At 65.7% G+C, this 21,114-nt stretch carries 18 protein-coding genes; 12 read left to right on the top strand and 6 right to left on the bottom strand.

Annotation, left to right across the window (positions count from 1 at the left end; all coding sequences use genetic code 11):
* Positions 1-40: 40 nt before the first annotated feature.
* The 4 genes from ACRCSW_RS13965 (at position 41) to ACRCSW_RS13950 (ending at position 4,200) form a co-directional block, all read left to right on the top strand.
* The gene (locus ACRCSW_RS13965) at positions 41-874 is read left to right on the top strand and encodes a metal ABC transporter permease (protein WP_438706000.1); all 834 of its coding nucleotides are present in this window, start codon (positions 41-43) and stop codon (positions 872-874) included.
* Positions 871-1,692: a metal ABC transporter permease gene (locus tag ACRCSW_RS13960; protein ID WP_438705994.1), complete on the top strand. Its 822-nt coding sequence runs from the start codon at positions 871-873 to the stop codon at positions 1,690-1,692. Before ACRCSW_RS13965 ends, ACRCSW_RS13960 begins: the two co-directional genes overlap by 4 nt.
* 91 nt (positions 1,693-1,783) lie before the next feature.
* Entirely contained in the window at positions 1,784-3,481 is a 1,698-nt protein-coding gene (locus ACRCSW_RS13955) for a glycosyltransferase family 4 protein (protein WP_438705992.1), read from the top strand.
* Positions 3,478-4,200 (top strand): SDR family oxidoreductase, encoded by a 723-nt coding sequence (locus ACRCSW_RS13950; RefSeq protein ID WP_438705991.1) that lies wholly within the window; start codon positions 3,478-3,480, stop codon positions 4,198-4,200. Before ACRCSW_RS13955 ends, ACRCSW_RS13950 begins: the two co-directional genes overlap by 4 nt.
* A gap of 3 nt (positions 4,201-4,203) precedes the next feature.
* Here ACRCSW_RS13950 and ACRCSW_RS13945 read toward each other — a convergent pair whose 3' ends face one another.
* On the bottom strand, positions 4,204-4,557 hold the full coding sequence (locus ACRCSW_RS13945; protein WP_438705990.1) for an ArsR/SmtB family transcription factor: 354 nt from the start codon (positions 4,555-4,557) through the stop codon (positions 4,204-4,206).
* Positions 4,558-4,778: 221 nt separating this feature from the next.
* On the opposite strand from ACRCSW_RS13945, the gene ACRCSW_RS13940 reads away from it, so the two are divergent.
* The 3 genes from ACRCSW_RS13940 (at position 4,779) to ACRCSW_RS13930 (ending at position 7,497) form a co-directional block, all read left to right on the top strand.
* Positions 4,779-5,729: a CehA/McbA family metallohydrolase gene (locus tag ACRCSW_RS13940; protein WP_438705989.1), complete on the top strand. Its 951-nt coding sequence runs from the start codon at positions 4,779-4,781 to the stop codon at positions 5,727-5,729.
* Between the two features lie 95 nt (positions 5,730-5,824).
* Positions 5,825-6,856: a DUF5671 domain-containing protein gene (locus ACRCSW_RS13935; RefSeq protein WP_438705987.1), complete on the top strand. Its 1,032-nt coding sequence runs from the start codon at positions 5,825-5,827 to the stop codon at positions 6,854-6,856.
* 20 nt (positions 6,857-6,876) lie between these two features.
* Positions 6,877-7,497: a YdeI/OmpD-associated family protein gene (locus ACRCSW_RS13930; protein ID WP_438705998.1), complete on the top strand. Its 621-nt coding sequence runs from the start codon at positions 6,877-6,879 to the stop codon at positions 7,495-7,497.
* Between the two features lie 30 nt (positions 7,498-7,527).
* On the opposite strand, the gene ACRCSW_RS13925 is transcribed toward ACRCSW_RS13930, so the two are convergent.
* Positions 7,528-7,998: an ester cyclase gene (locus ACRCSW_RS13925; RefSeq protein ID WP_438705986.1), complete on the bottom strand. Its 471-nt coding sequence runs from the start codon at positions 7,996-7,998 to the stop codon at positions 7,528-7,530.
* Between the two features lie 71 nt (positions 7,999-8,069).
* Here ACRCSW_RS13925 and ACRCSW_RS13920 point away from each other — a divergent pair, with 71 nt between their 5' ends.
* The gene (locus ACRCSW_RS13920) at positions 8,070-8,624 is read left to right on the top strand and encodes a TetR/AcrR family transcriptional regulator (RefSeq protein WP_438705985.1); all 555 of its coding nucleotides are present in this window, start codon (positions 8,070-8,072) and stop codon (positions 8,622-8,624) included.
* 310 nt (positions 8,625-8,934) lie between these two features.
* Here the strand turns inward: ACRCSW_RS13920 and hutU are convergent, their stop codons facing one another.
* The 3 genes from hutU to hutI all read right to left on the bottom strand — a co-directional run bounded on the left by hutU (position 8,935) and on the right by hutI (position 13,418).
* Positions 8,935-10,620, bottom strand: coding sequence for a urocanate hydratase (gene hutU, locus ACRCSW_RS13915; protein WP_438705984.1), 1,686 nt, complete (start codon positions 10,618-10,620; stop codon positions 8,935-8,937).
* 79 nt (positions 10,621-10,699) lie between these two features.
* Positions 10,700-12,235: a histidine ammonia-lyase gene (gene hutH, locus ACRCSW_RS13910; protein ID WP_438705982.1), complete on the bottom strand. Its 1,536-nt coding sequence runs from the start codon at positions 12,233-12,235 to the stop codon at positions 10,700-10,702.
* Entirely contained in the window at positions 12,225-13,418 is a 1,194-nt protein-coding gene (gene hutI, locus ACRCSW_RS13905; RefSeq protein ID WP_438705981.1) for an imidazolonepropionase, read from the bottom strand. Before hutI ends, hutH begins: the two co-directional genes overlap by 11 nt.
* A gap of 67 nt (positions 13,419-13,485) precedes the next feature.
* Here hutI and ACRCSW_RS13900 point away from each other — a divergent pair, with 67 nt between their 5' ends.
* Both ACRCSW_RS13900 and ACRCSW_RS13895 read left to right on the top strand, forming a co-directional pair.
* Positions 13,486-14,838 carry a formimidoylglutamate deiminase gene (locus ACRCSW_RS13900; protein ID WP_438705979.1) on the top strand — a complete coding sequence of 451 codons (1,353 nt, stop codon included), beginning with the start codon at positions 13,486-13,488 and terminating at the stop codon, positions 14,836-14,838.
* Entirely contained in the window at positions 14,838-15,521 is a 684-nt protein-coding gene (locus ACRCSW_RS13895) for a GntR family transcriptional regulator (protein WP_438705977.1), read from the top strand. Before ACRCSW_RS13900 ends, ACRCSW_RS13895 begins: the two co-directional genes overlap by 1 nt.
* 70 nt (positions 15,522-15,591) lie before the next feature.
* Here the strand turns inward: ACRCSW_RS13895 and ACRCSW_RS13890 are convergent, their stop codons facing one another.
* Positions 15,592-16,437, bottom strand: a complete 846-nt coding sequence (locus ACRCSW_RS13890) for a LysR family transcriptional regulator (protein ID WP_438705975.1) — start codon at positions 16,435-16,437, stop codon at positions 15,592-15,594.
* A 167-nt stretch (positions 16,438-16,604) separates the two neighbouring features.
* On the opposite strand from ACRCSW_RS13890, the gene ACRCSW_RS13885 reads away from it, so the two are divergent.
* Positions 16,605-19,046, top strand: coding sequence for a GcvT family protein (locus ACRCSW_RS13885; RefSeq protein WP_438705974.1), 2,442 nt, complete (start codon positions 16,605-16,607; stop codon positions 19,044-19,046).
* A 60-nt stretch (positions 19,047-19,106) separates the two neighbouring features.
* A partial coding sequence (locus ACRCSW_RS13880) for a GcvT family protein (protein ID WP_438705996.1) occupies positions 19,107-21,114 on the top strand: 2,008 nt, incomplete at its 3' end.

Below are 21,114 nucleotides of genomic sequence, written 5' to 3'. Positions count from 1 at the left end.
CGGGGTGGGGGGGCTGCGTTCCATTTCGAAGGGGCTCGCCATGCTTGAACCCTTCGCCTACAGCTACATGACCAACGCCATGTGGGTCTCGGCGCTCGTCGGCGGGGTCTGCGGTTTCCTCTCGGCGTACCTCATGCTGAAAGGCTGGTCCCTCATCGGCGATGCGCTTTCCCATTCCGTCGTCCCCGGCGTGGCCGGAGCCTGCATCCTCGGCCTCCCCTTCGCCCTCGGCGCGTTCCTTTCCGGAGGCCTCGCCGCCGCCGCGATGCTGTTCCTGTCCTCCCGCACCGGCCTCAAGACCGACACCGTCATCGGCCTTATCTTCACGAGCTTCTTCGGCCTCGGCCTCTTCCTCATCTCGATCTACCCCACCTCGGTCTCGATCCAGACCATCACCATGGGCAACATTCTTGCCATCTCCCCCGAAGACACCCTGCAGCTCGTCCTGATCGGAGGCATCTCTGCCGCCATCCTCCTGATCTTGTGGAAAGACCTCATGGTCACCTTCTTCGACGAGGCCCATGCCCGCACTATCGGCCTCAACCCCGACCTCCTGAAGGGCATCTTCTTCACCCTCCTCTCCGCCTGCACCGTCGCTGCGATGCAGACCGTGGGGGCCTTCCTCGTCGTCGCCATGGTCGTGACCCCCGGCGCCACCGCCTACCTCCTCACCGACCGCTTCCCCCGTCTCCTGGCACTTGCCGCCGGGATCGGTGCCGTGACCGGCTTCACCGGCGCCTATCTCAGCTACTTCCTCGACGGAGCCACCGGCGGCGTCATCGTCCTCCTCCAGACGACCCTCTTCGCGCTCGCCTTCGTCTTCGCCCCGAAACACGGCCTCCTCGCCGCCAAAGCGCGGGCACGCCAGGCATGATCGACGCGCTCCTCCAGCCCTTCCAGTTCCCGTTCATGCAGAACGCGTTCCTGATCGCGCTGATCATTGCGCCACCCACAGCGCTGCTCTCCTGTTTTCTCGTCCTGAAAGGCTGGGCGCTGATGGGAGACGCCGTCAGCCATGCCGTCCTCCCCGGCATCGTCCTTGCCTACATGGCAGGCCTGCCGCTCCTCCTCGGGGCCTTCATCGCGGGCCTCGGGGCAGCTCTTCTGACCGGATATCTGGCCGAGAACAGCCGGATCAAACGCGACGCGGTCATGGGCGTGGTCTTCTCGGCGATGTTCGCGCTTGGGATCGTCCTCATCACCGCCTTCCCGACCGACCTCCACCTTGACCACATCCTCTTCGGCAACATGCTGGGGGTAGGGCAGGGCGACCTGATCACCGCCGCAGCCATCGCGATCCCCGTCACGCTGGTCCTCGCGGTCAAGTGGCGCGACTTGATGCTCCACGCCTTTGACCCCGCCCAGGCGCAAGTGTCGGGCCTCCGCACCGGCATCCTCCACTACGGCCTGCTTGCCATCCTCTCGCTTACCATCGTCGCCACGCTGTCCTCGGTCGGCCTGATCCTCGCCATCGGCCTTCTCATCGCCCCCGGAGCCATCGCTTTCCTGATCGCCCGCAGCTTTGGCACCATGCTGATCACTGCAACGACCGTCTGCCTTTTCGCCATGCTGACCGGCATCTGGGCAAGCTTCCATCTCGACAGCGCCCCCGCGCCGACGGTCGTCCTGATCCTGACCGGGCTCTTCCTTTTGGCCTTCCTGCGCCGAGTGATCCTGACGCGGCCCGCCTGATCGAACTTGCCGAACGCCGGGCCAGCCACTACCCATGACAGGCAATCGACCGGGCAGACGCCGTCCCGGCCTTCCAATTGGACCTGCCCAGATGCCCCCGAAGACATCCGCGACCAATGCCGCGATCTGGTTCACCGCTGACGGCTATGACCCGGCGAAAAAGGGCATCAACGGGCGCCGGGTCGCCGGGGAAAGCTTCCTGCGCGGCTTCTTTGCCCATGCCGAGGTGCCCGAATTCGTCTCACTCGCACACGCGCAGTCCGACCACACGGCCTTCGCCGATATCGCCCGCGCTAACGGAGTGACAAAGCCCCTCCGCCCGGTCCGGCTTGACACCCCAGCCGCGATGAAACCGGTGGAGGTCGTCTACTATCCCGCACCCTTCCCACCCGCGGAATGCTGGCGGCGCGCTCCCCACGGTGCCGCGGCCTGGGCGCTCTGCGGGATCACCCATACGACCGCCACCAAGAACGTCATGCAGTCGGCCTTCGACCTGCGCTCGGCGCCGCAGATGCCCTGGGACGCGGTGATCTGCACCTCGAACGCGGTCCAGGCCTCGCTTCGGCGCCTGATGGAACTGGGTGAGTTTCACCTGGCACAGCGCTTTCCCGGCGCGACCCTTCCCGCACGGCCGCTTCTGCCGGTCATCCCCCTTGGCATCACCTGCGACGACTTCCGCCCGGACCCGGCCCTGGGCAAGGCCCTCCGCAAACGCCTGGGTATCGGGCCGCAGGATATCGCCGCAGTCACCATCGCGCGGCTGACACCGGATGAAAAGTTCGACCCCCTGCCGCTTTTCATCGCCATGGAGCTTGCCGCAGCCGAGGTCCGGGCTTTCGGCGGCGGCAAGCTTCACCTCATCCTCTGCGGCCAGTTCCGTGAAGAGCTGTGGCAGGACGTCTTCGCCAAAGCCGCCGCGGCACTCATGCCCTCCTGCGGCTATCACCTCCTTGACGGTGGCAATGCCGACGAACGGAAGGCAACGCTTTCGGGCGGCGACATGTTCGTCTTCCCGGTGGACAACCTGCAGGAAACCTTCGGCCTCGCACCGATCGAGGCGATGGCCGCGGGCCTCCCCGTCATCGTCTCGGACTGGGACGGCATGAAGGACACCGTCACGCCCGAGGTGGGCTTCCGGATCCCGACCGAAATGCCCCGCGCAGGCATTTCGACCTACGTGAGCCTCCGCTACCTCGGCGGCACGGATGGCTACATCCAGTACCTGAGCCAGCTCTCCGCGATGACCACGCTCGATGTCCGCGCCCTGACCCGCGCCCTGGTGATACTATCCACCGACCCCGACCTGCGTGCCCGGATGGGTGCCAAGGCGCGGGCGCGGGCCCAGGCGCTTTACGACTGGCGTGTGGTCATTCCACAGATGCAGGCGCTCTGGTCCGAGCAGGCGGCTATGCTCGCCCACGCCCGCACCAAGGCTGGCCCCGCGATCGCGCCCCGCGACGGCGCCATCATCCCGGTCGGCCCCGCGCCGGAAGAGATGTTCGCCGACTACCCGACCACCCGCGCCAGCGCCGACCGCCGCCTCTTCGCTGTCGACATCGGCCCGCGCCCCGGCCCGCGCGACACGTTCGGCTTGCGCAACTACGCCGCCCGCCGCCGGCTGCTGGAAGACCCCGCCCGGATCGAAGCGATCCTCGCCGCCTATGCGGCGACCGGGGCGAAGGGCGCGACTGAGGCCGAGATCGCCGCTGCAACTCGGCTTCCGCCCACCGTCGTGGCCAGGGTCTCGCTCTGGCTTCTCAAGTACCACTTCCTGTCCGAGGCACCATGACCCTCTCCATCCTCATCACCGGCGCCGGTTCCGGTATCGGCCGCGCCACCGCCCGCGCTTTCCTGGCCGAGGGTTGGGACGTCACCCTCCTCGGTCGCCGCCGGGAGACGCTGGAGGAAACCGCCGCCGGCCAGCCCGCCCGATTTCTTACCGCCGATGTGGGCGACCCGGTCCAGGTCGAAGCCGCCTTCGCCGAACTCCCCCGCCTCGACGTCCTGTTCAACAACGCCGGGATTTCCGCCCCCGCAGCCCCCATCGACGAAATCCCGGTCGACACATGGCTTGAACTCAGCCGCACCAACATCACCGGCATGTTCCTCTGCGCCCGCGCCGCCTTCGGCCTCATGCGCCGCCAGTCCCCCAGGGGAGGGCGCATCATCAACAACGGCTCGATCTCGGCCCACGTCCCGCGCCCCGGCAGCGCGCCCTACACCATGTCGAAACACGCCGTCACCGGCCTGACCCGGACCCTGGCCCTGGATGGCCGCGCCTTCGACATCGCCTGCGCCCAGATCGACATCGGCAACGCGCTGACCGACATGGCCGCGCGCTTCACCAAAGGCGTTCCCCAGGCCAATGGCGAGGTCAGGGTCGAACCGGTCATGGATGTGGATCACGTCGCGCGCATGGTCCTGCACATGGCAAGCCTGCCTTTGGACGTGAACACGCCCTTCGTGACGATCATGGCCCGCGACATGCCCTATATCGGGCGGGGCTGAACCTCAGCCCGAAACCAGCGCCGGCAAGGCGCGCACGAAAGCCAGCACCCGGGTGTTCTCGACCGCGTAATAGATCGTCTTCCCCTCGCGCCGGGTCGTGACCAGGCCCTCAAGCCGCAGCCGCGCCAACTGCTGGCTTACCGCCGCCTGCCTCCGGCCCAGAAGCCCCTCAAGTTCGGTGACGGATTTCTCGCCCCCCGCCAGATGGCAAAGGATCATCAGCCGTCCTTCATGGCTCATCGCCTTCAGCACCGCCGCCGCCGCTTCGGCTTGGCCGGTCATCGTTTCGGCAATCCTGCGGTCGGCAGACGTCGGCGCAGCACTGTCAGGAACCGGATTGAATCTGTCGAGCGACATGGGCCTACTCCAAGCAACCGAGGATTGAAGGATGATAGCAGGGCACACCTGCACATTCGACGCCCACTTGCCCGCAACGCCCCGTCCGGGCAAGGTTCCGCCCAAGAAGCCGGAGTCTGCCCGCATATCGATCTTTCGCAGCCCTGTTACAGCGTTGCAGGGCATTGCTGCCAGTATGCCAGGACACCTCCGCCAAGCCCGCGCCAAAGGAACCCTCGCCCATGATCCGCTCTTCCGCCTTCACTGCCCCCGGCCGCTTCTGGCGCGGGAACCTGCACACCCATTCCACCCGCTCGGACGGCGTGCTGGCGCCTGAGGAGGTCTGCCGCCGCTACCGCGCCGAAGGCTACGACTTCCTGGCCCTCACCGACCATTTCATCGGAAGCTACGGCTACCCCATCGTCGACACCGTCCCCTTCCGCACCAACAGCTTCACCACCATCCTAGGGGCCGAGCTTCACTCTGGCGCCATGGCGAACGGCGAGCTCTGGCACATCCTCGCCGTCGGCCTCCCCGCCGACTTCGCCCCCTCCGACAGCCCCGATTTCCTCCCCAAACCCGGCCAGGAAACCGCCCCCGAACTCGCCGCCCGCGCCGTCGCCGCCGGGGCCTTCGTCGCCATCGCCCATCCGCAATGGTCCGGCCTCACCCTCGCCGACGCCCGCACGATCGAAGCCGCCCACGCGGTCGAGATCTACAACCACGGCTGCGCCACCGGCTGCGACCGCCCCGACGGTTTCGCCATCGCCGACCTCCTCCTGACCGAAGGCCGCCACCTGACCCTTGTCGCCACCGACGACGCGCATTTCCATGAACCCGACCATTTCGGCGGCTGGGTGATGGTGAAGGCCGAAGAGAACACCCCCGAAGCCCTCCTCGCCGCCCTGAAAGAGGGCGCCTTCTACTCCACACAAGGCCCGGAGCTTCGCGATGTCTATCTCGACGGCGAACACGTGGTGATCGAAAGCTCCGCCGTCGTATCGGCCATCGCCATCGGCCACGGCACCGGAGCCAAGGCCGTCCACGGCCAGTCAATGACCCGCGCCGAAGTGCCGCTCAACCGCCTCAACAACTCCCCTTGGGTCCGCGTCGCGGTGATCGACGCCGCTGGCAAACGCGCCTGGTCGAACCCGATCTGGCGGGAGGGCGGAAAGAACCCGCGTATCTTGTAGCGGCGGTCGGGTATACCTGACCTGACCCGCCAAGTCAGTGCGACCATACTTCCCTTGCGTACTCCGTCCTGCCTCAACCGCAAGGGAGACCCGCGATGAAGCCCTCCGAACAACTCGCCGAATTCGTTGGCAAGGCGCTCGCCAGTGGGCGCAAACGCGACGAGATATCCGCCGCCCTCAGCACCGCGGGCTGGCACGAAACCGAGATCGAGCGTGCCCAGAACGCCTGGTCTGACAGCGGCTTCGACCCACCGGTACCACGCCCGCGCAGCACCGTCTCGGCCCAGGACGCTTTCATCTATGGCCTGCTCTTCACGCTTCTGGCCGCCATCATCTACAAGATCAACGACCTCGGCTTTTCCCTGATCGACCTCTGGTTTTTCGAACCCGAGCCAGACGAGCCCATACCGGCCTACGCCTTCAGGTGGATGCGATGGTCGATCGCGCTCCTTTTGGTGGTCTTTCCGGTCTTCCTGTGGCTGAACCGGCGGCAGACGAAACTGGCCATTGCCGATCCGGCGCAGCGGCGGTCGGCCCTGCGCAAATGGTTCGGCTACATCATGCTGTTCTTTGCCGTCCTGGGTCTGGTCGGCAACCTGGTGACCACCCTCTACAGATTTCTGAATGGCGACCTCACGCTGCAGTTCGGCCTGAAAGCGCTGCTCGTTCTCGTCACATTGGGGCTGGTGATCACCTACTACTGGCGCGCATCGGAAAACCCGGAAAGCCGGAACGAGCTCCCCGTTTTCGGCCTTGCCGGTCTGGCCGTCGTCTTCATCTCGGTGGGCTTCTGGGTGGTTGGCAGTCCCGCCCAAGGTCGGCTCGAACGCCGCAACGCCGAGCGGATGAGCGATTTGTCGACACTTGCGCGCTGCTTCGACAATTTCGACGCGGCTCAGCTTGCCGCCTTGCCCGAACGTCTGACCGAGCCCTTGCCCTGTTCGGGCGCAAGCAAGGCCGCGCCGCTTGATCCGCTGACCGACGAGCCTTATCGCTTCGAATACAAGTCCGGACGCAAGTTCTCTGTCTGCGCCAGTTTCGAAGGGGATGCGGTCATGTCCAGCACCTATCGTGAAGACAACTTCAACCCGCAGGATGGCTGTCTGACGGTCGATCCCAACGACTGATGTCCAACGTGACCCCCGTCATGATCACCGATGTCGAAGACTTCTTCGCCAAGGGCTGCGGTCGCTGCGCCCGCTTCGCGACCGCCGATTGCTCGACACGCTTCTGGCTGGAAGGCCTTCTCACCCTCCGCCGCATCCTGCGCGAAGCTGGCCTGACCGAGACCGCAAAATGGGGCCATCCCTGCTACATGCACGCAGACCGCAACGTCGCGATTTTCGGAGCCTTCCGCGGTGACTTCCGCCTTACCTTCATGAACGCGGCCCTCCTCAAAGACCCCGAGGGCGTGCTGGAGAAACAGGGCCCGAACACCCGCCACCCCGACTGCCTCCGCTTCACCGACAACGCCGCGCCCAAGGCCATGGAACCCCTGATCCGCGCCTATCTGGCCGAGGCGATGGCTTACGCCGAAGCAGGCATCCTGCCACCAAAGGAACCCGCCGAGCTTGAGCTGCCGTCGGAACTGGTCGAGGTCCTCGACGCCGACCCCGAACTGGCCGAGGCCTTCCACGCCCTCACCCCCGGTCGGCAGAAAAGCTATGTCATCCTTCTGAGCGACGCGAAGACCTCCGCCACCAGGCTGGCCCGCATCGAGAGATCGCGGGACAAGATCCTTGCGGGGAAGGGGGCCCAGGAGAGGTGACCACCTCTCTCTGGCGGGGCAATTGACCGGTCATGCACTCAGCAAGGAAAGGCCACCGATAGCCGTCATCACGGCCAAGAGGTCGGTGAAGTAGCGAACCTCGACGATCCTGCCGTGCTTCAGGCGGAATACCGTGACGTCGGGCACTTGAACCCGCGCGCCGCTGGCCGGAATGCCCAGAAACTCACCGTCATGTGTGCCTTCCAGCAGGGACTGCACGATCACGGTGTCCGTTTCCACAGTCACATCCGTCACGGTGGTTTCTATCGTCGGAAATCCGGCGAAAAGCCCTTCCTGAAACAACAGGAACTGTTGCAGTCCCCTGGAAGGTTCGGCCTCGCCGTTGAAATAGGCGACCATGTCGCTGTCGGCATGCGCGCGCCAAACGTTCTGCCATCCGGGCGACGTGCCCCACCCTTCGCCGAACATCTTCAGGACCGTCTCGGCGTTCTGTCTTTCGACCGGTGTCCGCGGCAAGGCCGCTTCAGGCTGATGGGTCATCCTGCGTTCTCCATACATGGTGTATGGACAAAGTTCTTGCATGGCACTGCGGGCGAGTCAATACAGGGTGTATGGAAGAAGCAGAACCTGGCCGCCTTAGCCGCACGGACTGGGTCAAAGAGGCATACAACCTCTTTGAAGCCAAAGGCGTTGGCGCGGTTTCCGTCGATCCTCTTGCCAAGAAACTGGGCGTGACCAGGGGCAGCTTCTACTGGCACTTCAAGGATCGCGCCGATCTTCTGCGCGCGGTTCTTGACCGCTGGCACGAATTGAACACCGAAGACACGATCGCGCAAAACGAACGGCTGGGCGGCGGCCCGGAGGCAAAGCTCCTGCGCCTCTTTGAAACCTGCGCAAGTGATGACGGTGCTCTGGAAATGGGCATCCGTGCCTGGGCCAGCGAGAACGCGACCGCGCGTGAGACCCTGCGGATCGTGGACGCCAGGCGCATCGACTATATCGCAACGCTGCTGGTTCAGATCGGGATCGGGCAGTCCGAAGCGGACAGCCGCGCGAGGGTCGCCTATTCGGCATGGTTGGGCGAGTACTCCGGCGCAGTCTCATCTTCACGACAACAGCGGCTTGATAACATCCGGGTGCTGCATCGGCTGATCTTGAAGACATGACGGAGGACTGGCGCCGACCAGCCCCGCTGGTGCCACGCCGATGACCGCTTGACCCGCAAAATGCCCATTCGGCCCGCCGAGTAGGGTGTGCTACAGCGCACCGCTCTTTCGTGCGGCTCGTCCCATCTGCAAGGCGCGGTCAGCAGTGGGCAAAGCTCTCAACCCAGTTTCACCAGCGCAAGAACGGTAAGTTCGACGCCAGGCATTTGCGGCTCAATCCAGCGCCCGAAATCTTAACACTTCCTGAATCACCCCCAAACAACCTATTGATTTTGTTGTCTCGAAAAGTCTGGGCACTGTGCACACTCTTTCAGTTCCCGAGTATCCCCGGCAGCCGCAACCCATGCTCCTTCGCGCAGTCCAGGGCCGTCTCATACCCCGCATCCGCATGCCTCCAGACCCCCGATGCCGGGTCGTTCCACAAGACCCGCTCCAGCCTCTTTGCGGCCTCCGGCGTCCCGTCCGCGACGATCACCACCCCGGCATGCTGGCTGAACCCCATGCCGACCCCCCCGCCATGATGGATCGAAACCCAGGTCGCCCCCGACGCCGTATTCACGAGAGCATTCAGAAGCGGCCAGTCCGAAACCGCATCCGACCCGTCCTTCATCGCCTCGGTCTCACGGTTCGGCGAGGCGACCGACCCCGCATCCAGATGATCCCGCCCGATCACGATCGGCGCCTTCAGCTCTCCCGACGCCACCATCTCGTTGAACATCAGCCCCGCCCGGTGCCGATCCCCCAGCCCGATCCAGCAGATGCGGGCGGGCAGCCCCTGAAACGCGATCCGCTCGCCCGCCATGTCAAGCCAGCGGTGGAGGTGGGCGTTTTCCGGGAACAGCCGCTTCATCGCGGCGTCGGTCTTGCGGATATCCTCCGGGTCGCCTGAAAGGGCACACCAGCGGAAGGGACCGATCCCCTTGCAGAAGAGTGGGCGGATGTAGGCCGGGACAAAGCCCGGGAAAGCGAAGGCGTTCTCGAAGCCCTCATCCTTCGCCACCTGCCGGATGTTGTTCCCGTAGTCGAGCGTCGGGACCCCCGCATTCCAGAACCCCACCATCGCCTCGACATGGGTCCGCATCGACTGCCTTGCCGCCGCCTCGACCGCGGTAGGGTCGGTCTCCTGCTTCGCCCGCCAGTCCGCGACGGACCAGCCAAGCGGGCAGTAGCCGTGCAGGGGGTCATGGGCGGAGGTCTGGTCGGTCACGATGTCGGGGCGACGGCCGCCGGCCTTCATCCGGGCGAGAAGCTCGGGGAACACCTCGGCTGCATTCCCCAGAAGCCCGACCGACTTCGCCTCGCCCCGCGAGGTCCAGTCGGCGATCAGTGTGAGGGCCTCGTCCAGCGTGCGGGCCTTTGCATCGACGTAGCGGGTGCGCAGACGGAAATCGATGCGGGTCTCATCGACCTCGACGGCCAGACAGCACGCCCCCGCCATCACCGCCGCCAGGGGCTGCGCCCCGCCCATGCCGCCGAGGCCCCCGGTCAGGATCCAGCGACCCTGCAGCGAGCCGCCGTAGTGCTGCCGCCCGGCCTCGGCAAAGGTCTCGTAGGTTCCTTGCACAATGCCTTGAGTTCCAATGTAAATCCAGGAACCCGCAGTCATCTGGCCGTACATCATCAGTCCCTTGCGGTCGAGCTCGTTGAAATGCGCCCAGGTCGCCCAATGCGGCACAAGGTTCGAGTTCGCGATCAGCACGCGGGGGGCATCCGCATGGGTGCGAACCACTGCGACCGGTCTGCCCGACTGGACGACCAGCGTCTCATCCGGTTCCAGGGTCTTCAGCGTGGCGACGATCCGGTCGAAATCCTCCCACGTCCGCGCCGCCCGTCCGATACCACCGTAGACAACGAGCTCATGCGGGTTTTCGGCGACCTCGGGATGCAGGTTGTTCATTAGCATCCTCATCGCGGCCTCGGCCCCCCAGGTCTTCGCGGTCTTCTCGGGACCGGTCGGGGGGTAGACGTCGCGCAGGTTGTGGCGGGGGTTCGTCATGACAGGCTCCTTTGCGGGTGGAGGCCCCGGGGGCGCTTCGCCCCCCGGACCCCCAGAGGATATTTGTGGACAAAGAATGTCAGGGTGTGAGGCTGGGCAGGTGGGTTCCGGTGGCGTTCGAGAGCGTGCCTTCGGCGACGAGCGCTGCGGCGCGGGCGATATCGGGGGCGAGGTAGCGGTCGTCCTCCAGCGCGTGGATATGGGCGCGGAGGGCGCAGATGGCCGCCTGCAGCGGGACGGACGTCTTCAGCGGTGCGCGAAACTCGACGCCCTGGGTGGCGCACATCGCCTCGACGCCGAGGATGACGTTCAGGTTCTTCACCATCTGCCGCAGCCGCCGCGCGCCGTGGGCGGCCATACTGACGTGGTCCTCCTGATTGGCAGACGTGGGCGTGCTGTCGATCACCGTCGGATGCGCCAGGTGCTTGTTTTCGCTCATCAGGGCGGCGGTCGTGACTTCCGCGATCATGAAGCCGGAGTTCAGGCCGGGCTTTGGCGTCAGGAATGCCGGGAGGTCGAAACTCAGCGTCGGATCGACCATCAGCGCCACCCTTCGCTGCGCGATGGCGCCGATTTCGGCCAGGGCCATTGCGATCATGTCAGCGGCGAAACCAACGGGCTCGGCGTGGAAGTTGCCCCCCGACACGATCTGGCCGTCTGACAGCACGAGCGGGTTATCGGTTGCGGCATTCGCCTCGACCTCCAGCGTGCGTGCGGCCATGCGCAACACGTCCATCGCCGCACCCGTGACCTGCGGCTGGCACCGGATGCAGTAGGGGTCCTGGACACGCGCATCGCCGTCGCGGTGGCTTTCTCGGATTTCGCTGCCGAGAAGAAGTGCGCGCATCGCTGCCGCCGCGTCGATCTGGCCGGGATGACCGCGAAGCGCATGGATTTCGGGTTCCAGGGGCGCGGTCGAGCCCATGATCGCGTCGGTCGAGAGGGCCGAGATGACCAGCGCCTCACGCGCCGCTTGCCAACCCTGGAAGAGGCCCGCCAGCGCGTAGGCGGTGGAGAACTGGGTGCCATTGATCAGCGCCAGGCCTTCCTTGGCGCCAAGCGTGATCGGCGAAAGCCCTTTCAGGGCAAGCGCTTCCGCGCCGGACCTCACCTGCCTGTCGACTATCGCCTCGCCGTGCCCGATCATCACGGCAGTCATGTGGGCAAGCGGCGCAAGATCACCCGACGCCCCGACCGAGCCTTGTTCTGGGATGACTGGGGTGACGTCCTGGGCCAGCATCGCCTCGATCAGGTCGACGATCTCAAGCCGCACCCCCGAGGCGCCCCGGCCAAGTGACAGAAGCTTCAGCACCATCATCAGCCGGGCGACATCCCTGGGCATCGGGTCACCGACGCCGCAGGAATGACTTAGGATCAGATTTTTCTGAAGTTGTGCAGTATCTTCCGTCGCAATCTTCATGTTTGCGAGCTTGCCAAAGCCGGTGTTGACCCCATAGACCGCGGTGCCACCGTTCGCCGCCACTGCGATATGGCTGGCGGCGCGTTCGATGGCGGGGCGGGCGCTATCGTCCAATCGGGCAGGGAGTTGCAACCGCCAGATCCGCTCCAGCTGCGCAAGGGTGACATGCCCGGGGATCAGGATTTCAGGCGACAAGGAGGCCTCCGAAAATGCGGGCGTGAAGCGGGGTGGCACCGATGCGGTAGCTGAGTTCGGCCGGATGGTCGGCGTCCCAGATGCAGAGGTCGGCACGCAAAGACGGGGCGATGCGGCCCCGGTCCTTAAGCCCGAGCGCGCGGGCGGCATGGGCTGTGGTGCCGAGAAGCGCTTCTTCCGGCGTCAGGCGGAAAAGCGTGCAGGCCATGTTCATCGCCAGGGTCAGCGAGGCCAGCGGCGAGGAGCCGGGGTTGAGGTCGGTCGCAACGGCCATCGGCACGCCTGCGGCGCGGAGGGCGGCGATGGGGGGAAGCTGGGTCTCGCGCAGCGTGTAGAAGGCGCCGGGAAGGATCACGGCCACGGTCCCAGTGGCGGCCATCGCGGCAATGCCCTCGGGCGAGAGGTATTCGAGGTGGTCGGCGGAAAGGGCGCCATGCCGGGCGGCGAAGGCGGCACCGCCCTGGTCGGAGAGCTGTTCGGCGTGAAGCTTGACGGGCAGGCCAAGTGCGCGTGCTTCGGCGAAGAGGGGCGCGAGGTCTTCGGTTGAGAAGGCGATGGTCTCGCAGAATGCGTCGACGGCGTCGATCAGGCCTTCGGCCTGGCCTGTCCGCAGCGAGGGGATTGCGACTTCAGAGATGTAAGCCTTGGGCTTGCCTTTGTATTCCGGCGGAATGGCGTGGGCGGCCAGGTGCGTCGTCAGGACGTTGATGGGCTTGCGGTCCGGGATGCGGCGGGCGGCGCGGAGCATCTTCAGCTCGTCCTCAACGGTCAGACCATAGCCGGACTTTACCTCGACGGTCGTGACCCCGCTTGCCATCAACTGGTCGATGCGGGTCAGGGCAAAGGCAAGGAGCTCGGCTTCGCTGGCAGCTCGGGTCGCGGTGACGGTGGAGAGGATACCGCCTCCGGACCGGGCGATCTCTTCGTAGCTTGCGCCTTGAAGGCGCATCTCGAACTCGGCCGCGCGGTGACCAGCATGAACGGCATGCGTGTGGCAGTCGATCAGGCCGGGGGTGATCAGGCGGCCCTGGACGTTGAGCGTGGTTTGGCCGCTGTGCTCGGCGGGCAGGTCGGCCATCGGCCCGGTCCAGGCGATCCGGTCGCCGTCCAATGCTACGGCGGCATCGCGGATCAGCCCGTATCCGGCGGTCATCGTCGCAAGGGTTGCGTGGGTCAGGAGCATCCGGCTTGCCTTATGGGTGGTGTAAAAGCTAATATGTCTAGACATAATTACTGTCAAGCGAGCCGCCATGATCCTCTTCGCTGAAACCGCCCTCTTGCCCGATGGCTGGGCCAGGGATGTCGTGATCCGGATCGATGACGGCAAGATCGCCGAAGTCACGCCCGGCGCGGCGCGGGAAGGTGAGGCGTTCGGCTGTCTTCTGCCAGCGCCGGTGAACCTGCATTCCCACACCTTCCAGCGGGCGATGGCGGGCATGACCGAGGCGCGGACGGTGGGGCAGGACAGCTTCTGGACCTGGCGGGCGCTGATGTACCGGTTTCTGGAGCGGCTCTCGCCGGAGGATGTCGGGGCGATCGCGGCGCAGGCGATGGTGGAGATGGCCGAAAGTGGCTTTGCCGCTGTGTGTGAGTTCCACTATCTCCACCACCCGGCGGGCGGCGGGACCTATAGCGATCCGGCGGAGATGTCGGCCCGGATCGTTGCGGCGTCGGTGGAGACTGGCCTGGGGTTGACGCATCTGCCGGTGATCTATGAGCAGGGCGGGGTCGACGGCCGGGCGCTGGCGGGCGGGCAGTTGCGGTTCGGGTCCGTGCCCGAGGTCTATGCGCGGGTTCTGGAGGGAGCCGGGCGGTCTATGGCCGGAATGCCGGATGCGGCCCTTGGCATCGCGCCGCATTCGTTGCGGGCGGTCAGCCGCGGGACGCTGGGGCGGGTGGTTGACCTGCTGTCGGACGGTCCCATCCACATGCACATCGCCGAGCAGGTGGCGGAGGTGACCGAGGTCGAGGCCACCTGGGGCACCCGGCCGGTGGAGTGGGCGGTGGCCAATCTGCCGTTGGACCGGCGCTGGTGCATGATCCATGCGACGCAGATGACACCTGGCGAAACAATGGCCCTCGCGCGGACCGGGGTGGTCGCGGGGCTTTGCCCGATGACCGAGGCGAACTTGGGGGACGGGGTTTTCGATGGGCCGGGGTGGCTGGGCGCGGGCGGGGCCTTTGGAGTGGGGACGGATAGCAATGTCCGCATCTCGCTGGCGGAGGAGCTGCGGCTTCTGGAGTATTACCAGCGGCTTCAACGGAAGGCCCGCGCGGTTATGGCGGACGAGGGGAAGTCTACGGGGCGGCTTCTGTGGGAGAGTGCGGCCAAAGGCGGGGCGCAGGCGGCGGGGCGGGCGTCGGGCGCGATTGCGCCGGGTATGTGGGCTGATCTTCTGGCGCTTGATAGGGGCGATGTGCGGTTGGAGGGATTTGCGGGGGATGGACTGCTCGATGCGTTCCTCTTCGCGGGCCGCGATGGCCTTGTGACCGATCTTTGGTCGGCGGGGCGGCATATCGTGCGCGGGGGGCGCCATATCGTGCGGGACCGGGTGGCTGCGCGGTTCCGCGCTACGATACGTCGCTTGCGCGAGGCCATCTGATGCAGGGCTGGGAGGATATAAGGGCCGAGGTCCTGCGTCGCATCCGGGCGCGGGACTGGGCTCCAGGGGCGCTGATCCCTGGTGAGGAGGCTTTGGCCGAGGAGTTCGGGGTGGCGCGGGCCACTGTCAACCGGGCGATGCGCGATCTGGCCGAGGCGGGGGTGATAGAGCGCAAGAAACGCGCCGGGACGCGGGTGGCGGAGCTTCCGGTGCGTCGCGCGCGGCTGGAGATCCCGGTGATCCGGCTGGATGTCCTGGGCCGGGGGCTGCCTTACGGCTTCGAGTTGCTTGCGGACCGGAGGGGGGCCGCACCGGTGCCGGTGACCGCACGGCTTGGTCTGCCCGAGGGTACGGCCTTGCGCTACCTCGAAACGCTGCACCTCGCGGGGGGCAGGCCCTTCGTTTTCGAGACCCGCTGGCTGAACCCGGCGTGCCTTCCCGATCCGGCGCCGGACTTTGCGAAGGTCAGCGCCAACGAATGGCTCGTGACCCATGTGAGCCTTGTGTCGGGTGACATCGCCTTCATCGCCGAAGGGGCCAACGCGCGGGAGGCGGAGGTGCTGGGTGTTCCCCTCAGCGCAGCGCTTCTCGTGGCGGAACGGACGACCCATGGGACTGTCGGGCCGGTGACCCTTGTCCGGCTGGCGCATGCACCGGGGCACAGGGTGCAGATGACATTCTAGCGCTGATAAGGCGACTCACGATTTTTCTGCGAAAAATCTGCGCCTTGGCGTGTGCTTCTATCGCAGCGGCTTAGCCGAAATGCCGCGCCACAAGCTGCGTCAGCTTGCGGTGCAGAGGCTGAGTGCGATGCCGGATATGGATCGCGGCATAGACCGGCTGACGAAGGTCGGGCGCATCCTCAACCGGCATGAACCGGCCGTCGGCAACCAGCTGATCGGCGGTCTTTTCCAGCACGTAGCCGGACCCGCCCATCGCCATGAGGAGCGAGACCACCGCCCCCGACTGGCCGACCGAGACTGGCGACGCCGCGAGCTCGGGGGTCAGCTGGCGATGCATCTCCTCGAAGGCTGGAGAAAAGTGCGCGAAGACGAAACGTTCCGGGCGCACTTCGGCGAGCAGGGGGGTTTCGGTCGAGACCATCCGGTAGGTGACATCGCCGACGCTGTCGAAGTGGAGGTCGGGGTGGGGTTTCGGGGAAAACATCACCGCGAAGTCGAGGATACCGGTCAAAAGGTCCGCACACATCTGGTTGGAATAGTCGGGCTCGATGTAGAAGGCCGTCGAGGGCAGGGCCGCGCGGAACTCGGCCACCCAGTCGCCGAGGTACATTGCCGCGAGGTCGTTCTGGATGCCGAGCCTTAGAAGCTGCGCTGCGCCGTAAGGGATCTGGATCCGCCGCCGCGCCTCGTTCCATTCGTGGCGGAGCGTCCTTGCATGCGGCTCGAAGCGCTTGCCCTCGGGTGTAAGGTCAGTGCCCGCGCGCGAGCGGTCGAAGAGGCGGCTGCCGACCGCCTGCTCCAGCGCCGCCACCCGGGCCGAGACGGTGGATTGCGTGACCCCCAGCCGTTCGGAGCTGCGGTGGAAGCTTCGGGTTTCGGCGAGGTCGAGGAAGGTGTCGAGGAGTTCGATTTGCATGGGCTGCGCCTGTGGCGGGCCCCGGGGGCTGTCTGCCCCCGGACCCCCGAGGATATTTGGGGACAAAGAATGATCTGATCGGGTTTCTCGATCAATACCCGGTCCGCTGCCGAATTGAAAGCCGTCGCGTTGCGCGGGATAGTGGCGCGCGGAACGGGGAGGCGGTCATGGCGGAATTTGCGTCGGCGTGGGTGGTGATCATCGGCGGGGGGGCTGTCGGGGTGTCCTCGCTGTACCATCTGGCCAAGGCCGGGTGGACCGATTGTCTCCTGCTGGAAAAGAATGAGCTGACCGCAGGGTCGACCTGGCATGCGGCGGGGAACGTGCCGACCTTCTCGTCTTCCTGGTCGATCATGAACATGCAGCGCTATTCGGCCGGGCTTTACCGGGGCCTTGGGGAGGCCGTGAACTATCCGATGAACTACCATGTCACCGGATCGGTGCGGCTGGGGCATTCGGACGAGCGGCTGCTGGAATTCAAGCGCGTCGCAGGGATGGGGCGGTATCAGGGGATGGACCTTGAGGTCCTGCCGCCGTCGGAGATCAGGTCGCGCTACCCCTTTGTCGAAACCCATGACCTGACGGGGGCATTGTACGACCCCTATGACGGTGACATCGACCCGGCACAGCTGACCCAGGCGCTGGCGACGGGTGCCCGCCAGATGGGTGCGCGGATCGAGCGGTTCTGTCCGGTGACGGCGGCGCGCTGGACCGGGGCGGAGTGGATACTCTCGACGCCCAAGGGCGAGGTCCGCGCTGAATATGTGGTGAACGCGGGCGGTTACTATGCGGCCGAGGTTGGGGCGCTTTTCGGCCGCCGGGTGCCGATGATGGTGATGAGCCACCAGTATATGCTATTCGACACCATTCCCGAGCTTGAGAGCTGGTCGAAGTCCGAAGGCAAGAAGCTGCCGCTTCTGCGTGATGTGGATTCGTCCTACTACCTGCGGCAGGAAAAGATGGGCTTCAACCTGGGGCCTTACGAAAACCCATGCCGCGCACATTGGGCGACGCCGGACGATCCGATGCCCGAGGACTTCAGCTTCCAGCTGTTCCCGGACGATCTGGACCGGCTGGAATGGTACATCAACGACGCGATGGCCCGCGTGCCGCTTCTGGCAGAGGCGAACCTGACCAGAGTGATCAACGGTCCGATCCCCTATACCCCGGATGGCAACCCGTTGATCGGCCCGATGCCGGGCGTGCCGAACGCCTTTGAGGCTTGCGTCTTCACCTTCGGCATCTGCCAGGCGGGCGGGGCGGGCAAGGTGCTGGCGGAATGGATGACGGAAGGGGCGACTGAGTGGGACATGTGGTCCTGCGATCCGCGCCGCTTCACCGGGTGGGAGGATCACGACTACTGCGTGAAGAAGGGCCTGGAAGTCTACGGCCACGAATACGCCATGCATTTCCCGCACCACGCCTGGCCCGAAGGCCGGATGAAGCGCCTGTCCGCTGTGCATGACCGCACCGCGGCGTTGGGGGCGCAGTTCGGGCCTTACAACGGCTATGAGCGCGCTTTGTGGTATGCGCGGCCGGGGGATGACACCTCGGAAGAGGCGCAGCGAACCTGGCGGCGTGAGGGGCCGTGGTTTGGGGCGGTCAAGGCGGAATGTGCTGCGGTGCGTGACGCCTGCGGTATGCTGGACTTGCCGGGGTTCAGCCGGTTCCGGCTGACCGGGGCGGGGGCAGCCGAGTGGCTGTCGGCTCAGATCACCGGCAAGCTGCCGTCGGTCGGCCGTTTGGGCCTCGCCTATTTCGCCGACGACAAGGGCCGGATCGTGACTGAGATGTCGGTGGCCCGGATCGCTGAAGACAAGATCCTGCTCATCACCGCCGCCACCGCGCAGCTTCACGACCGGGGCTGGCTGGAACGCCACCTCGCGCCGGGGCTCAGCCTCACCGACGAAAGCGCGGACTGGTCCTGCCAGATCCTTACCGGCCCGAAGGCGCGTGAGGTTCTGCTGGCCGCTGGCACCGAGGCTGACCTGACCAAAGGCTGGCTGACCCACCAGAGCGCCCGGATCGGAGGCCGCGAGGTCAGGCTGATGCGTGTCTCCTTTGCGGGCGAGCTTGGTTGGGAGCTTCACTCCCGTCTGACCGATACCCCCGCCGTCTGGGATGCGGTGATGGCGGCCGGAACTCCCTTGGGCCTGAAACCCTTCGGCATGTTCGCCCTGAACTCGCTGCGCGTCGAGAAGGGCTACCGTACCTGGAAGGGCGACCTTTCCACCGACTACACCGTGCTGCAGGGCGGGCTTGACCGCTTTGTCGACTGGACCAGGCCCGCCTTCCGGGGCAAGGCCGCGCTTGAGGCTGAAAAGCAGCGGGGGGTGACGAAGCGCTTCGCCACCCTCGTCATCGAGGCCGCCGAGCACGACCCGCCGTACATGTCCACGATCTGGCATGACGGACAGGTGGTGGGCGAGTTGACCTCCGGCTACTGGGGCCACCGGGTCGATGCCTGCATCGGGCTTGGGATGCTGAAGGTCGAGCTCAACCAGCCAGGGCAGAGGGTCGAAGTGGAGATATTCGGCCAGCGCTACCCCGCGAAAGTGATGGCGGACGAGCCGCTTTGGGATGCGAAGAACGAACGCATCCGCATGTGACCGACCCCGGGGGTTTTCCACCCCCGGACCCCCGGAGGATGTTTGGAGAAGAGAAAGATCATGGTCGAGGTGCCGAAATCTGCGCGGGCAGTGGTGATCGGGGGCGGGATTTCCGGCTGTTCGGTGGCCTATCACCTGGCCAAGGCGGGGTGGACCGACGTCGTGCTTCTGGAACGCCGGAAGCTTACCTCCGGCACCACCTGGCACGCGGCGGGGCTTATCGGCCAGCTTCGCGGCTCGGCCAACATGACCCGCCTCGCCAAGTACTCGGCCGATCTTTACCGGGGGTTGGAGGCCGAAACCGGGGTTGCCACCGGCATGAAGCAGGTGGGCTCGATTTCGGTCGCGCTGACCAAGGAGCGGCATGAAGAACTGCTGCGGCAAGCCACCGTTGCCCGCATCTTCGACGTGGAAGTTCATGAGATCTCGCCGCTAGAGGCGAAAGCGAAGTACCCGCACCTGAACATCGACGGCGTTGTCGGCGCGGTCGCCCTGCCTTTGGACGGCCAATGCGACCCGGCCAACATCGCCATGGCGCTGGCCAAGGGCGCGCGGATGAAGGGCGCGACGATACACGAGATGACCAACGTCACCCGCGTCACCACCGCCAATGGCCGCGTCACCGGCGTCGACTACGAGACCGCCGAAGGCCCCGGCCACATCGACGCCGACATCATCGTCAACTGCGGCGGCATGTGGGGCAGGGACCTTGCGGCGCAGAACGGCGTCACCCTGCCGCTGCATGCCTGCGAGCATTTCTACCTGATCACCGAACCCGTCGCGGGGATCGACCTGAACCTCCCCGTCCTGCGCGTCCCCGACGAATGCGCCTATTACAAGCAGGACGCCGGCAAGATGATGCTTGGCGCCTTCGAGCCCGTGGCCAAACCCTGGGGCATGGACGGGATCCGCAAGGACTTCGAGTTCGACACCTTGCCCGAGGATTGGGAGCATTTCATGCCCATCCTCGAAATGGCCACCAACCGGATGCCTTTGTTTGAAACTGCCGGTATCCACACCTTCTTCAACGGGCCGGAGAGCTTTACCCCCGATGACCGCTACTATCTGGGTGAGGCTCCGGAAGTGAAAGGCTACTGGATCGCGGCCGGGTATAACTCCATCGGCATCGTTTCTTCCGGTGGCGCGGGGCAGGCGCTGGCGCACTGGATCACCGAAGGCGAGGCCCCTTTCGACCTCTGGGAGGTCGACATCCGCCGCGCCCAGCCCTTCCAGAAGAACCGCCGCTATCTGAAGGAGCGGGTGACCGAGACCCTCGGCCTCCTCTATGCAGACCATTTCCCATACCGTCAGGTCGCCACCTCGCGCGGGGTGCGTCGCTCGCCGATCCACGAACACCTGAAGGCGCGCGGGGCGGTCTTCGGCGAGGTCGCAGGCTGGGAACGCGCGAACTGGTTCGCGAATGAAGGGCAGGAACGCGAATACCGCTATTCCTGGAAGCGGCAGAACTGGTTTGACAACCAGAAGGCCGAGCATATGGCCGTTCGCACCGGTGTCGGCCTCTTCGACATGACCTCGTTCGGGAAGATCAGGATCGAGGGTCGCGATGCCTGCGCCTTCCTTAACCGCATCTGCTCGGCGCAGATGGATGTCGATGCGGGCAAGATCGTCTACACGATGTTCCTCAATGAACGCGGGGGGATAGAGGCCGACCTTACCGTCACCCGGCTGTCCGAGACCGCCTACCTTCTGGTCGTCCCTGGCGCGACCCTGCAACGGAACCTCGCCTGGATGCGCGATCATCTGGGCGACGACTTCGCAGTGATCACCGATGTAACCGCCGCCGATTCGGTCCTCTGCGTCATGGGGCCGAAGTCGCGCGACCTCCTCTCCCGCGTCTCGCCCAACGACTTCAGCAATGCCGCACATCCCTTTGGCATGATGCGGGAAATCGAGGTCGGCATGGGTCTCGCCCGCGCCCATCGCGTCACTTACGTGGGCGAGCTTGGGTGGGAGCTTTACGTCTCTGCCGACCAGACCGCCCATGTCTTCGAGGCGCTGATGGAGGCGGCGCCAGACATGAAGCTCTGCGGCCTCCACACGCTGGACA

The sequence above is a fragment of the Tabrizicola sp. genome (assembly GCF_051645465.1).
GTDB lineage: Bacteria > Pseudomonadota > Alphaproteobacteria > Rhodobacterales > Rhodobacteraceae > Tabrizicola.
Note: the sequence above shows the minus strand (reverse complement) of the source record. Positions and strands in the feature narration are given on the sequence as shown.

Coding starts and splice junctions, on each gene's coding strand:
- ACRCSW_RS13945 (WP_438705990.1), bottom strand. CDS start 4,557: ATGTCGCTCGACAGATTCAATCCGGTTCCTGACAGTGCTGCGCCGACG.
- ACRCSW_RS13895 (WP_438705977.1), top strand. CDS start 14,838: ATGCAGGGCTGGGAGGATATAAGGGCCGAGGTCCTGCGTCGCATCCGG.
- ACRCSW_RS13885 (WP_438705974.1), top strand. CDS start 16,605: ATGGCGGAATTTGCGTCGGCGTGGGTGGTGATCATCGGCGGGGGGGCT.
- ACRCSW_RS13960 (WP_438705994.1), top strand. CDS start 871: ATGATCGACGCGCTCCTCCAGCCCTTCCAGTTCCCGTTCATGCAGAAC.
- ACRCSW_RS13955 (WP_438705992.1), top strand. CDS start 1,784: ATGCCCCCGAAGACATCCGCGACCAATGCCGCGATCTGGTTCACCGCT.
- ACRCSW_RS13940 (WP_438705989.1), top strand. CDS start 4,779: ATGATCCGCTCTTCCGCCTTCACTGCCCCCGGCCGCTTCTGGCGCGGG.
- ACRCSW_RS13935 (WP_438705987.1), top strand. CDS start 5,825: ATGAAGCCCTCCGAACAACTCGCCGAATTCGTTGGCAAGGCGCTCGCC.
- ACRCSW_RS13930 (WP_438705998.1), top strand. CDS start 6,877: ATGATCACCGATGTCGAAGACTTCTTCGCCAAGGGCTGCGGTCGCTGC.
- ACRCSW_RS13925 (WP_438705986.1), bottom strand. CDS start 7,998: ATGACCCATCAGCCTGAAGCGGCCTTGCCGCGGACACCGGTCGAAAGA.
- hutI (WP_438705981.1), bottom strand. CDS start 13,418: ATGCTCCTGACCCACGCAACCCTTGCGACGATGACCGCCGGATACGGG.
- ACRCSW_RS13900 (WP_438705979.1), top strand. CDS start 13,486: ATGATCCTCTTCGCTGAAACCGCCCTCTTGCCCGATGGCTGGGCCAGG.
- ACRCSW_RS13890 (WP_438705975.1), bottom strand. CDS start 16,437: ATGCAAATCGAACTCCTCGACACCTTCCTCGACCTCGCCGAAACCCGA.
- hutU (WP_438705984.1), bottom strand. CDS start 10,620: ATGACGAACCCCCGCCACAACCTGCGCGACGTCTACCCCCCGACCGGT.
- ACRCSW_RS13950 (WP_438705991.1), top strand. CDS start 3,478: ATGACCCTCTCCATCCTCATCACCGGCGCCGGTTCCGGTATCGGCCGC.
- ACRCSW_RS13920 (WP_438705985.1), top strand. CDS start 8,070: ATGGAAGAAGCAGAACCTGGCCGCCTTAGCCGCACGGACTGGGTCAAA.
- ACRCSW_RS13965 (WP_438706000.1), top strand. CDS start 41: ATGCTTGAACCCTTCGCCTACAGCTACATGACCAACGCCATGTGGGTC.